General features: G+C 66.3%; 9 protein-coding genes. 5 read left to right on the top strand and 4 right to left on the bottom strand.

The genetic code is table 11. The features are described 5' to 3' along the window. Position 1: 1 nt before the first annotated feature. Positions 2-859: an AraC family transcriptional regulator gene (locus B5F85_RS00805; protein WP_087313447.1), complete on the bottom strand. Its 858-nt coding sequence runs from the start codon at positions 857-859 to the stop codon at positions 2-4. A gap of 425 nt (positions 860-1,284) precedes the next feature. Between B5F85_RS00805 and ugpC the strand changes: the two genes are divergently transcribed. The 5 genes from ugpC to B5F85_RS00780 all read left to right on the top strand — a co-directional run bounded on the left by ugpC (position 1,285) and on the right by B5F85_RS00780 (position 7,783). Then, positions 1,285-2,400 carry a sn-glycerol-3-phosphate ABC transporter ATP-binding protein UgpC gene (gene ugpC / locus B5F85_RS00800; RefSeq protein WP_087313445.1) on the top strand — a complete coding sequence of 372 codons (1,116 nt, stop codon included), beginning with the start codon at positions 1,285-1,287 and terminating at the stop codon, positions 2,398-2,400. Positions 2,401-2,419: 19 nt separating this feature from the next. After that, positions 2,420-3,706, top strand: coding sequence for an extracellular solute-binding protein (locus B5F85_RS00795; RefSeq protein WP_087313443.1), 1,287 nt, complete (start codon positions 2,420-2,422; stop codon positions 3,704-3,706). Between the two features lie 12 nt (positions 3,707-3,718). After that, the gene (locus tag B5F85_RS00790; RefSeq protein WP_087313441.1) at positions 3,719-4,588 is read left to right on the top strand and encodes a sugar ABC transporter permease; all 870 of its coding nucleotides are present in this window, start codon (positions 3,719-3,721) and stop codon (positions 4,586-4,588) included. After that, on the top strand, positions 4,588-5,445 hold the full coding sequence (locus tag B5F85_RS00785) for a carbohydrate ABC transporter permease (RefSeq protein WP_087313439.1): 858 nt from the start codon (positions 4,588-4,590) through the stop codon (positions 5,443-5,445). Before B5F85_RS00790 ends, B5F85_RS00785 begins: the two co-directional genes overlap by 1 nt. Before the next feature lie 145 nt (positions 5,446-5,590). Next, entirely contained in the window at positions 5,591-7,783 is a 2,193-nt protein-coding gene (locus B5F85_RS00780; protein ID WP_087313437.1) for an alpha-galactosidase, read from the top strand. Positions 7,784-7,911: 128 nt separating this feature from the next. Here B5F85_RS00780 and B5F85_RS00775 read toward each other — a convergent pair whose 3' ends face one another. From B5F85_RS00775 to malQ, 3 genes are read right to left on the bottom strand one after another with little or no spacing between them, the layout of a single operon-like run. Then, positions 7,912-9,603, bottom strand: a complete 1,692-nt coding sequence (locus B5F85_RS00775) for a glycoside hydrolase family 13 protein (RefSeq protein ID WP_087313435.1) — start codon at positions 9,601-9,603, stop codon at positions 7,912-7,914. Positions 9,604-9,663: 60 nt separating this feature from the next. After that, complete coding sequence (locus B5F85_RS00770; protein WP_087313433.1) at positions 9,664-11,928, bottom strand: glycogen/starch/alpha-glucan phosphorylase; 2,265 nt, start codon at positions 11,926-11,928, stop codon at positions 9,664-9,666. Positions 11,929-11,959: 31 nt separating this feature from the next. After that, a complete protein-coding gene (gene malQ / locus B5F85_RS00765; protein ID WP_087313431.1) occupies positions 11,960-13,540 on the bottom strand; it encodes a 4-alpha-glucanotransferase in 1,581 nt (526 codons plus the stop codon). Positions 13,541-13,577 lie beyond the last annotated feature (37 nt).

Below are 13,577 nucleotides of genomic sequence, written 5' to 3'. Positions count from 1 at the left end.
CTCACAGGGTCAGGGCGTTGCGGCGGCGCCACTCGCGCGGCGACACGCCGTACGCCCCCTTGAACGCGCGCGAGAAGTGCAGCTGGTTGGGGTAGCCCACGGCGCGCCCCACCTCGGCCACCGGCAGCGACGTGAGCTTGAGCAGCTCGGAGGCCTTGGACATGCGGTACCCGATGAGGTACTGCTGCGGCGACTTGCCCGTGGCCGCCTTGAAGACCTTGCCAAAGTAGCTGCGGTTGAGGCCGGTGCGCCTGGCGATGTCCTCGACGGTGATGTCGTCTTGGTAGTGCTCCTTGACAAAGTCCACTGCCTCGCGGATGTAGAAGCCCTGAAGCTTGCCCGTCACCTGCTCCGCCGGGTGGTCGGCGGAGCGCAGCAGATAGTCAAGGAAGAGGTAGGTGTGGCCGATCAGGTGCAGCGGCGAGGCGTCCCGGTTGCTCACGAGGTGGCGCATCTCGTCGACCATGAGGTCGCGCAGCTCGCTGGAGCGCGAGCGGTAGACGGGGGAGGAGGGCGTGAGCCCGACGGCCTCGAGGTCGTCTCTCACGTGGATGCCGTCGAACTCCACCCAGACGTACTCCCAGGGGTCGTCGAGATCCGCCACGTAGGTGTTGACCTGGTCGGGGAAGATGAGAAACCCCTCGCCCTCGCCGAGGCGGTGGTCGGCCTTGGCGCCCTTGTCGTCCGTGGACATGAGCAGGCCGCGGCCGGAGATGATGTAGTGGAAGAGAAAGTGGCTGCGCCGTGCGGGCCCGAAGGCGTGGCCGGGCGTGCAGGTCTCCCGGCCGTACTGGTACGGCATCAGGTCGACGTAGTGACCGCTGGGAAACGTCGAGAACTCAAGCTCGTGCGCGGGCATCTCCCGCCCCTTCCTCGCGTCGGCCGTGCCGAGCGGCCGAGGGTGCGCTCAGACGTATGACGCATTTTGCATAGTATAACGCATTTCAGCTATACATGTTTTGATAAGAAGACGCATAAAGGCAAATCAATCTGAGCAAATATGGAATCGATTTCTGTTTCACGGGAGACCTGGACAACTCGTTGACCTGCGGAAACAAAAACCATCAAAACCGCTTGCCCGGGAATCGATTCCGCTGGGCGAAATGGTGAACTTCTCGCGTAAGAAAAAGACAAGACGATTACCAGCGCAAACACGTAGATAGATAGAAAACATACCAAAATACATATAAAAGCGCGCAAAAGTGTCAGCCTAGAATTAAGCCAACGTAAGGTGGGGCCCGGAAGTGCCGCGCCGCGGCGTCGGGCAGGGAGAAAGGTTTCGCAATGGCGAGTCTCTCACTGGAACACGTAGGGAAGAAGTACCCCAACGGCTATGAGGGGGTGAAGGACTTCAACCTCGAGATCGCCGACAAGGAGTTCATCATCTTCGTCGGCCCGTCCGGCTGCGGCAAGTCCACGACGCTGCGCATGATCGCCGGCCTCGAGGACATCACCTCCGGCACCCTCAAGATCGACGGTCGCGTGGTCAACGACGTCGAGCCCAAGGACCGCGACATCGCCATGGTCTTCCAGACCTACGCGCTGTACCCGCACATGACCGTGTACGAGAACATGGCCTTCCCGCTCAAGCTCCGCAAGGTCGACGCCGACACGATCGACAAGGCCGTCCGCGAGGCCGCCCGCATCCTCGACCTCGAGAAGCTCCTCGACCGCAAGCCGTCCGCCCTCTCCGGCGGTCAGCGCCAGCGCGTCGCCATGGGCCGCGCCATCGTCCGCGCGCCCAAGGTCTACCTGATGGACGAGCCCCTCTCCAACCTCGACGCCAAGCTCCGCGTCCAGATGCGCGCCGAGATCTCCAAGCTCCACGATCGCCTCGGAGCCACGATCATCTACGTCACGCACGACCAGACCGAGGCCATGACGCTCGGCACCCGCATCGTCGTCATGAAGGACGGCGTCATGCAGCAGGTGGACACCCCCACCAAGCTCTACAACGAGCCCTGCAACCTCTTCGTCGCCGGCTTCATCGGCTCCCCGCAGATGAACTTCATCGACGTCCAGGTGAGCGAGAAGGGCGCGGGCGTGGCGCTTACCTTCGGCGCCAACACCATCACCCTCACCGGCCCCAAGGCCCAGGCCCTCAAGGACGGCGGCTACGTGGGCAAGGTCGTCGTCATGGGCATCCGCCCGGAGGACGTCGTCGAGGAGCACGAGTACGCCGAAGGCCGCACCCTCTCCGAGACCTTCCCCGCCAGCGTCACGGTCTATGAGCTGCTGGGCTCCGAGGCCATGATCTACGCCGACGTCGACGGCGGCCAGATCTCCGCGCACCTCTCCGCCGCCAGCACCGTGCGCACCGGCTCCCAGATCAAGTGCGCCGTCGACGTGGACAAGATCCACCTCTTCGACAAGCAGTCCGAGCTCGCCATCGCCCACTAGGGAAGGAGGAGCAGAGCAAATGAGAGGAACACTGACACGCCGCTCCTTCCTGGGCGCCGCGGGCGCCGTTGCCGCGGGGCTCGCGCTCGCGGGCTGCGAGGGCGAGCGCTCCGACGGAAGGACCGAGGTCGAGTTCGTCTCGTACAAGCGCGAGGCGGTGAGCATCTTCGAGGCGCTCATGGCCGAGTTCAACGAGACCAACGACCACATCTACCTCAACTTCACGAGCCCCAACGACGCCGTCACCATCATGAAGACGCGCTTCGTCCGCGAGGACTACCCTGACGTCGTGGCCATCGGCGGCGACGCCTCCTACGCCGACTTCGTCGACTCCGACATCCTCGCCGACGTCTCCGGCTATCCCGGCATGGAGAAGGTCCAGCCGGCCTACCAGGAGATCATGAAGAGCGTCACCTACGTCCCGATGGACGGCATCTACGGCGTCCCCTACATCGCCAACGCCGCGGGCATGCTCTACAACAAGGACATGTTCGCCGAGAAGGGCTGGGACCTCCCGGAGACCTGGGACGAGTTCATCGACCTCTGCGAAAAGATCAAGGCCGAGGGAGAGGTCCTACCGCTTTACCTGGGCTTCCTCGACACCTGGACGATCCTCTCGCCGTGGAACTCCATGCTCGTGGAGCTCGTGCCCTCCGACCACATCCGCAAGGTCAACGCCGGCGAGGCCAAGTTCGCCGACTACTACCGCGAGCCGGCCGAGAAGCTCCTCAAGCTCCTCGACTTCGCCGAGGACGGCCCGATGGCCTACAGCTACGAGGACGCCTGCACCGCCTTCGCGCGCGGCCAGTCCGCGATGTTCCCCTGCGGCTCGTTCGCCGTCCCGCAGATCCTCTCCGCCAACCCGGAGATGAACATCGGCCTGTTTGCGATGCCCGCCTGCGACAACCCCGACGACCGCATCATCGTCTCCGGCGTCGACCTCTGCTGGAACATGACCGTGGCCAACGAGGACCATCGCGAGCAGATCTACGAGGTCATCGACTTCCTCAACGAGCCCGAGAACCTCCAGACCTACTGCGACGATCAGAAGGCCATCCCCTGCATCGAGGGCGACTTCACGCTCGACCCGCTGTTCGACGACATCCAGGACTTCCTGGACGAGGGCAAGGTCATCGACTACCCCGACCACTCCTACCCCTCGGGCATGGCGTGCGACGCCCAGCTCCAGGCCTTCCTTCTCGACAAGGACGTCGACGCGTTCCTCGCCAACTGGGACAACCTCTGGCAGCGCTACAACAAGACCGTCATCCGCAAGTACGCCGAGTACATGGCCAACCAGGGATAAGGAGGGAAGCACATGGCAAGCATCGCCGCATCAAAGGCGGGATCTGACAGGAACCGCACCTTCCTCGCAATCCTGATCCCGGTTCTGATCCTGTTCATCGCGTTCAACACCATCCCGCTGCTCACGGGCTTCTTCTACAGCTTCACGGACTCCAAGGGCTACGGCGCCTTCGAGATCGTGGGCCTGCAGAACTACATCGACCTGTTCCAAGATGCGCGCGTGGGCAACTCGTACCTGTTCACGTTCAAGATCTCCGTCGTCTCGACGATCCTCGTCAACGTGATCTCGCTCACGCTGGCCATCGGCCTGTCGAGCAAGATCAAGTTCAAGAGCGCCCTGCGCGGCATCTACTTCGTGCCCCGCATCCTCGGCGGCCTCGTCGTCGGCTACGTGTTCTCCTACTTCTTCACCTACATCGTCCCGGCCATCACGGGCACGACCTCGATGCTCGCGAGCAAGGAGTGGGCGTGGGTGGCCATCGTCGTGGTCCTGGTGTGGCAGGCCTGCGCGCAGACCACGATCATCTACATCACCGGCCTCTCCTCGGTTCCCGAGGACGTCTACGAGGCGGGCGCCCTCGACGGCGCCACGGGCTGGGACAAGTTCCGCTACCTCACGTTCCCGCTCATCATGCCGTCCATCACCACGAACATGGTCCTCGTGATGAAGGACATGCTCATGACCTTCGACCAGATCGTGGCCATGACCTCCGGCGGCCCGGCGCAGTCCACCGAGTCCATCTCGTACCTCATCTACCAGAACGGCCTCAACAACAGCCAGTTTGGCTTCCAGTGCGCCAACGCCGTGATCTTCTTCATCGTCATCGCCGTGATCTCAATCGCCCAGACCAAGTTCCTGAACAGTAAGGAGGAGCAGCTCTAATGGCTAACAACACTGTTCCTGCCAAGGTCAAGGAGCGGGTCAACTGGCCCATCACCATCCTGCTCATCGTCGGCCTCATCACCATCATCTTCCCGCTCTACATGGCCGTGGTCATCGCCTTCAAGGACCCCTCCGAGATGACCAACGACATCGCGGGCATCCTGTCGCTGCCGTCCTCGTGGTCGCTCGACAACTTCATCGAGGCCATCCAGGTCACGGATTTCTTCAACTCGTTCATGAACTCGCTCATCATCACCGTGGCGGCCGTCGTGATCTCGGTCCTGGTCCACAGCCTCGCCGCCTATGCGATCGGGCGCAACATGGACCGCAAGAAGCTCTTCAAGGCGTCCTACTACTTCATCGTGGCCGGCATGTACGTGCCCTTCGCCATCCTGATGATGCCGCTCGTCAAGCAGACCGCCATCCTGCACCTGGACAACATGGTCGGCGTCATGGTCCTCTACGTCGTGTTCTACATGCCCATGAACATGATGCTCTACACCGGCTACCTGAGGAACATCCCCACCGCCCTCGAGGAGGCGGCCCGCGTCGACGGCGCCAGCACCTGGACCACCTACTGGAAGGTCATCTTCCCGCTCATGAAGCCCATGCACGCCACCGTCGCCGTCATCACCGGTCTGGCCGTGTGGAACGACGTCATGACCCCGCTGGTCATCATGGGCGGCTCCGGCGTCAACACCCTGCCGCTCGCGCAGATGAACTTCCAGACCGCCTTTGCCACGAACTACAACCTCGCCTTCGCCTCCTACCTGCTCGCCATGCTCCCGATGATCATCTTCTACATCGTGGCGCAGAAGCAGATCATCGGCGGCGTCACCAACGGTGCCGTGAAGTAGTTCCGAGCGCACCGCACGCCCACACGCTTTCCCCCTGGCGCCCGGAATCCATCCATTTTGTGGTGGGTTCCGGGCGTCCCCCCGCAGGTCACAGATGCGCTACACTCTGCCCGGCCATCACCGCGCAAAGAGAAATCGAGGAGCCATGTCACTGAAGTTCGACGCCTCTGCACGCACCTTCTCCATCCACACCGTGGGCTCCACCTATCAGATGAAGGTCGACGAACACGGCTACCTTCTTCACCTCTACTACGGCGCACGCGCCGAGGGCGACCTCTCCTACCTCGTCACCTACGCCGACCGCAGCGGCATGTGCGGCTGCCCGCACGACGTCGCGGACCGCACCTACTCGCTCGACGTCCTGCCCCAGGAGTACGCCTTCCAGGGCACCGGCGACATGCGAAGCCCCCTGCTCATGGTCCGTGGCGCCGACGGCACCTTCGGCTGCGACCTGCGCTACGTCTGCCACGAGATCCGCCCCGGCAAGTACGGCCTGCCGGGCCTTCCCGCCGCCTACGCAGATGGCGAGGCCGACGGCGCCGAGACCCTCTCGATCACCCTCGCGGACCAGCGCCTGGGCCTCGAGGTCGAGCTGCTCTACGGCGTGCTGCCCCAGATCGACGTCATCACGCGCGCGGCGGTGATCCGCAACAACGGCACGGGCCGCGTCACCGTGGAGAAGGCCCAGACCGCCTGCCTCGACTTCGTCTCCGGCGACTTCGACGTCATCACCTTCGACGGGCGCCACGCCATGGAGCGCCGTCCTTCTCGCCGCCCGGTGACCAACGGCTCCTTTAGCGTGGGCAGCCGCCGTGGCATGTCCTCCAACCAGTACAACCCCGTCATGATCCTCTGCGACCACGACGCCACCGAGACCGCGGGCCGCTGCTGGTCCATGAGCTTCGTCTACAGCGGCAGCTTCCTCGCCGAGGTCGAGCGCGACCAGTACGAGCAGACCCGCATGCAGATGGGCCTGGCCTCCGACCTCTTCTCCTACCCGCTCGAGCCGGGCGAGAAGATCGTGGCGCCGGAGGTTCTCATGACCTACTCCGGCGCGGGCCTCGAGAGAATCTCCCACAACCTGCATCGCTGCATCCGCCGTCACGTGTGCCGCGGGCCCTGGCGCGACAGCCCGCGCCCCGTGCTCATCAACTCCTGGGAGGCCTGCTACTTCGACTTCACGGGCGACAAGCTCGTGGAGCTCGCCAAGAAGGCGGCCGAGCTGGGCCTCGACATGCTCGTCATGGACGACGGCTGGTTCGGCGCGCGCAACGACGACCACCGCGGCCTGGGCGACTGGCACCCCAACATGGCCAAGCTCGGCGGCACCGTGGCGGACCTCGCGCGCCGCGTGAACGAGGTGGGCCTGGGGTTTGGCATCTGGGTCGAGCCCGAGATGGTCAACGAGGACTCCGACCTGTTCCGCGCGCACCCCGACTGGGCGCTCTCCGTCCCCGGCAAGGACCCGGTGCTCGGCCGCGACCAGCTGGTGCTCGACCTCTCGCGGCCCGAGGTGCGCGACAACCTCTTCGAGCAGCTCTGCGCCGTGCTCGACCAGGGCGGGATCGACTACGTCAAGTGGGACTACAACCGCTCGATCGTGGACGTGCACTCCCGCGCGGCGAGCGACCAGGGCAAGGTCCTCTACGACTACATGCTCGGCCTCTACGACCTGCTCGAGCGCATCGTGAGCCGCTACCCAGACCTGCTGATCGAGGGCTGCTCCGCCGGCGGCGGCCGCTTTGACGCGGGCATGCTCTACTACACGCCGCAGATCTGGACCTCGGACAACACCGACGCGCGCAACCGCATGGAGATCCAGTACGGCACCTCCTTCGGCTATCCCTGCTCCGCGGTGGGCGCCCACGTCTCCGCCTGCCCCAACGAGATCACGGGCCGCACCATCCCGCTGGGCGCGCGCGGCACCGTGGCCATGGCCGGCGGCGCCTTTGGCTACGAGCTCGACCTCATGGAGCTGGGCGACCGCGCCTGCGAGATCATCCGCACGCAGGTCAAGACCTATCGCCAGATCGAGCACCTCGTGCGCGAGGGCCTGCTCTACCGCCTCTCCGACCCCAAGGACGCCGACGTCTCGGCCTGGGAGTTCGTCTCCGAGGACGGCCGCGAGGCGCTCGTGTGCGCCGTCGTGACGCGCGTGGACGGCTACGGCAAGGCCAACTACGTCGTGCCGCGCGGCCTCACGCCCGGCGCGCGCTACCGCATGGTGAGCAACGGGACCGTGTACTCCGCGGACGCCCTGATGGACATGGGCCTGCCGCTCACGGTGCCCGCCGGCCCGTACGAGAACTTCATGTACCGCCTCGAGCGGGTGGACTAGGCGCGCATACGCGTGTTGCCGCCCCGAGGTTTCTCTGCGAGAAGAGCGCTTCGCGGAACTTCTCTCCGAGAAACCTCGGGGCGGCGCGTCTTTGCCCGTTGTCGGGTGACCAGGTTCTGGTTGAGGGGTTAGCGGATTACCCAGGCGGTGGCGTCGGTGGGGAGCTTGCCGTCAATGAGTGGTGCGCTTGCGAGAAGGACCTCGCCGGCGGGGGGCTCCACGGGGGTCTGGCCGAAGTTGGTCACGCTCGTGAGGGCGCGGCCGTCGGCGGTGGGGCGGGTGTAGGCGATGACCTGGTCGTCGTAGCCGTCCGCCCACGAAAGCGACGTGTCGCCGGTGGCCGTGAGGAGCTCGGCGCGCGCGGAGAGGGCGCGGCGGTAGAACTTGAGCATGGAGTCCTTCTCGGTCTCCTCGACGTCTACCGCGTGCTGGGCGAACCACGCGGGCTGCGGCAGGTGCGCGGGCTTATGATCGGCGGGCGCGGAGAAGCCGAAGTCGCCGGTCTCGTCGACGGCCTTCCAGGGCAGCGGCACGCGGCAGCCGTCGCGGCCCTTGATGGCGTCGCCGTGGCTCGTCATGGCGGCCTCGGGGTCCTCGAGCGCGTCCCAGGGGATGTCGGCCACCTCAAAGAGGCCCAGCTCCTCGCCCTGGTAGAGGTAGACCGAGCCGGGCAGGCCCAGCTCCATGAGCAGCGCGGCGCGGGCGCGTCGGGTGCCGAGCTCGCGGTCCTCGTAGTAGGTCGTGCCGTCGCGGAGCAGCCAGTCGTTCACGAGCTGGTGGTGCGTCGCGGAGCGGACCTGCGGCAGGCCGTAGCGCGTGGGGTGGCGCGCCATGTCGTGGTTGGAGAGGACCCAGGTGGTGGTGGAGCCGGAGCGCTCGGCGGCGTCGAGGCCCTCCTCGATGGCGCGGCGCAGCTCGTCGGCGAACCACCCCGCCTTGGAGAGCTCGAAGTTGAAGACCTGGCCCAGCTCGTCGGTGGAGGCGTACATCCACTGGTGCTCCGGCACGACCCAAGCCTCCGCCACGGCAAAGCGCGCGGGCTCGTACTCGTTGAAGACCTGGCGCCACTCGCGGTAGATCTCGTGGACCTCGGGGCGGTCCCACAGGGGGTTCTCGTCGCCGGGCTCGCCCTCGTCGAGGTTGTCGGGCCACTCGTCGAGCGGCCGGCTGTCGAGGTCCTTGGCCAGGGCGTGCGCCACGTCGATGCGGAAGCCGTCCGCGCCGCGGTCGCTCCAGAAGCGCAGGGTCTTCTTGAAGTCCTCGCGCACCTCGGGGTTCTTCCAGTTGAGGTCGGCCTGCTCCACGGCAAACAGGTGCAGGTACCACTCGCCGTCGCCCACCGGCTCCCAGCCGGGGCCGCCGAAGGTTGACTTCCAGCCGTTGGGGGGCAGCTCGCCGTTCTCGCCGCGGCCGGGGCGGAAGATGTAGCGGTCGCGCTCCGGGGAGCCGGGGCCGGCGGCGAGCGCGGCCTTGAACCACTCGTGCTCGGTGGAGGTGTGATTGGGGACGATGTCCACGATCACCTTGATGCCCGCGGCGTGTGCGGCGGCGGCCATCTCGTCGAAGTCCTCGAGCGTGCCCAGGCGCGGGTCGACGTTGCGATAGTCCGCCACGTCGTAGCCGCCGTCGACGAGCGGGGAGGGGTAGAACGGGGAGAGCCAGATCGCGTCGATGCCCAGGGCGCGCAGGTAGTCCATGTGGGCGGTGATGCCTCGGATGTCGCCGAGGCCGTCGCCGTTTGCGTCATAGAAGCTGCGCGGGTACACCTGGTACACCACCGCCTGCTTCCACCACTCCTCGTTACCGTTGATGAGCGTCATGCGTTCTCCTTTCCTGGTTCAAAGTGATCTAAAAGGGGACAGTCTCCTTTTGGATCATGTTTACGAGAGGTGCCAGATGTCGCGGTCGTACTCGCGGATGGTGCGGTCGGACGAGAAGAACCCGGACTTGGCCACGTTCACGAGGGTCTTCTCGCCCCACGCGGCGCGGTCCTCGTAGTCGGCGAGGCAGCGCTCCTTCACCGCAACGTAGTCGCGCGCGTCGAGCAGCGCCATGAAGTAGTCCTTGGCAATAAAGTCCCGGTAGACGCGGGTGATGCAGCCTGCGTCGCCGCGCGCGAGCAGCTCGGGCGAGCAGATGAAGTCGAGCACCTCCGCAAGCTCGCCGTCAGAGCCCCAGAGATCCCACGGCCGGTAGTCGCCGCGGTCGTAGAGGCCGATGACCTCGTCGGAGGAGCGGCCGAAGAGATAGATGTTCTCCCTGCCCACGAGCTCCGCGATCTCCACGTTGGCGCCGTCGAGGGTCCCCAGCGTCACCGCGCCGTTTGCCATGAACTTCATGTTGGAGGTGCCGCTCGCCTCCTTGGACGCGAGCGAGATCTGCTCGGAGACGTCAGCGGCGGGGATGAGGTGCTCGGCCGCCGTTACGTTGTAGTTCTCCACGAAGACGAGACGCAGCCACGGCGCGACCTCAGGGTCCTCCGCGATGAGACGCCCAAGGGCCAGGAGCAGGGCGATCGTGTCCTTGGCCAGGGTGTATGCCGGCGCCGCCTTGGCGCCGAAGACCATGGTGAGCGGCCTGTTGGGAACGTTTCCACGCTTGATCTGAAGATACTTCCAGATGGCGTAGAGGGCGTTCATCTGCTGGCGCTTGTACTGGTGCATGCGCTTGACCTGGATGTCGAAGATCGAGTGCGGGTCCACCTCGATGTTCTTCTCGGCGCGCAGCCACGCCGCCAGGCGCCCCTTGTTGCCCTCCTTGACCCCCAGGAGCCGCTGGACGAAGCCGGCGTCACCGCTCAGGGCGAGAAGGTCCTCCAGCTTGGAGGCGTCGCGGACCCACCCGTCGCCGATGGCGTCGGTCACCAGGGCGGCCAGCGCCGGGTTGCAATCCATGAGCCAGCGGCGGAAGGTGATGCCGTTGGTCTTGTTTGAGAACTTATCGGGGTAGAGCTCGGCGAAGGGGCGCATCTCGGACTCCACGAGGATCTGCGTGTGGAGCGCGGCCACCCCGTTCACGGCGTGGCTGAAGTGTACGTCTATGGCGGCCATGTGCACGACGTCGTCACTGTCGATTACCGCGACGGCCGGGTCCTCGGAGCGCGTGCGGGCGAGCGCGTCGAGCTTGCGAATGACGGGCACGATGCCGGGCGCCACCTGCTCGATGTAGCCCATCGGCCAGGTCTCGAGCGCCTCGGCGAGGATGGTGTGGTTGGTGTAGCCGCAGGTGCGCTCCACGATGGCGGCGGCGTCCTCGAACGCGATGCCGCGCTCCACGAGCAGGCGCACCAGCTCGGGGATGACCATCGAGGGATGGGTGTCGTTGATGTGTACGGCAACGTGGCGGTCGAGCTCCTCGGGCGCGTATCCGCGACCCTCGAGCTCAGCGAGGATGAGCTGCGCCCCGGCGGAGACCATGAAGTACTGCTGGTAGACGCGCAGGAGGCGGCCGGCCTCGTCGGAGTCGTCAGGGTAGAGGAAGCTCGTGAGGCCATGTTGGACGTCGCCCTTGTCAAAGGCGATGCCGCTCTCGGGGGCCGGCGAGGGCTCCTCCACGTCAAAGAGGTGCAGCCGGTTGACCACGCCGTTCTCGTAGCCCGGCACCTCGATGTCGTACATCCGTGCCGTGAGTGGGCCAAAGCCAAAGGGGACCGAGAAGGACGTGCCCGTGTCGATCAGCCAGGACTCGGGCTCGATCCAGGGGTTGGGCTCCTCGCGCTGAACGCCCTCGGAGAGGTCCTGCCGAAAGAGGCCGTAGTGGTAGTTGAGGCCCACGCCGTCGCCGGGCAGCCCGAGCGAGGCGATGGAGTCAAGGAAGCACGCGGCGAGCCTCCCGAGGCCGCCGTTGCCGAGCGAGGGCTCGGGCTCGCAGTCCTCCACGGCGGAAAGCGTGGTGCCGTGGGCGGAGAGGATACGCTCGACCTCATCCGCCAGGCCGAGGTTCACCAGGTTGGCGCGCAGCAGGCGCCCCACCAGGAACTCGGCGGAGAAGTAGTAGAGCTTGCGGTCGCCCGTAGCGGGGGGCATCCCCGTCTGGAGGTCGCGCACCGTGCGCAGCAGGGCGCAGAAGATCTGCGCGTTCGTGGCGTCGTCGAGCGTGGCGCCCATCTCGGCGAGTGCCCGGCCCAGGTTCCTCTCGATGTCCATCGGTATTCTCCTTCCCGTTCTCGCGTCGTCTCTATATGCGGAAACGGAACTGTCCAGTTCTCATGATCCCGGCACCGCCGACGGGGGCGGCGTCCCTGCGCGCGTAGTCGTCGGGGACGACCTTGATCGGCGGCAGTCGGTGGTAGAGCTCCATCTGCCGGCGCACGCGGTCGGCGAGCTCGCGGCTCGCAAATCCCGGGCGCGCCCGCCAGACCCAGTTGCCCCCGAGCGTGGACGGCGTGTTGACGCGCGCGTCGCTGCCCAGTCCCAGCAGGTCCTGCATCTGCACCACGGCGGTGTCGGCGGGGCTCGCCCAGATGGCGCGCATCATGCCCCAGCCCTCGCCCTCGGCCGGGTCGAGGTGCAGGTACTCGCGGGCGAGGGCGACGTCACCCTCCGGCGCCGTCTCGAGCCAGCCGAGCGCGGTGTCGTTGTCGTGCGTGCCCACGTAGGCGATGCAGTTGGCGGGATATGAGAAGGGCAGGTACGCGGCGCCCGTGCCATCACGCGTGTCGAAGGCGAACTCGAGGACCTTCATTCCGGGAAAACCCGATTCCTCGAGCAGGCGGCGCACCGAGTCGGTGAGGTAGCCGAGGTCCTCCGCCACGATGTCGCAGCGGCCGAGCCGCTGCTCCAGCACGCGGAAGAGGTCGATGCCGGGGCCGTTGCGCCACCGGCCGCCCGCCGCCGTCACGGCGCCCGCGGGGATGGCGAAGTAGGAGTCGAAGCCGCGGAAGTGGTCGATGCGCAGGACGTCGTAGAGCCGCAGCTGGAAGGCGACGCGCTGACACCACCACTCGTAGCCGTCCGCCTTCATGCGGTCCCAGGCAAAAAGCGGGTTGCCCCAGATCTGGCCGATGTCGGAGAAGCCGTCGGGCGGCACGCCGGCGATCTCGCGGGGCCTGAGGTCGGCGTCGAGCTGGAACTGCTCGGGATGGCTCCAGACGTCCGCGCTGTCCAGAGCCACGTAGAAGGGGAGGTCGCCCATGATGCGCACGCCCGCGGCCCGCGCGTAGTCGTGCAGGCGCTCCCATTGCGAGAAGAACAGGCACTGGACGCCCTGCCAGAAGGCGACGTCCTCGGCGAGCTTCTCGTGCGCCCGGGAGAGCGCGTCGGCGCGGCACAGGCGCACCCCGTCCGGCCAGGTGTGCCAGGGCGTGCCGTGGTGGAGGTCCTTGAGGGCCATGAAGAGGGCATAGTCGTCGAGCCAGGTCGCCTCGCGCTCGCAGAAGCGGGCGAGTTCGTCCGGGCGCGTCTTCTGGAGGCGCTCCACGGTGCGGCGCAGCACGTCGAAGCGACCGCGGTAGAGGGCTCCGTAGTCGACGCGCTCGGGATCTGACCCCCAGTCCACGCCCGCGTACTCGCCGCGCTCGAGCAGGCCCTCGGCCGCGAGGTCGTCAAGGTCGATGAGGTAGGGGTTGCCGGCGTAGGTCGAGAAGGACTGGTAGGGAGAGTCCCCGTAGCCGGTGGGCACGATGGGGAGCACCTGCCAGATCGACACGCCGGCGCGTGCCAGGAAGTCGACGAACGCGCGCGCCTCGCCTCCGAGCGTGCCCACCCCCCAGGGGGAGGGGAGCGAGGTGATGGGCATGAGGATGCCCGAGGTTCTCATGCGTCCTCCTTTCGCGGCGGGACGTCCCGCCGCCATC

It is taken from the genome of Olsenella sp. An293, from assembly GCF_002159495.1.
Taxonomy (GTDB): Bacteria; Actinomycetota; Coriobacteriia; order Coriobacteriales; family Atopobiaceae; genus Thermophilibacter.
This window is presented reverse-complemented; position numbering and strand designations above follow the sequence as displayed.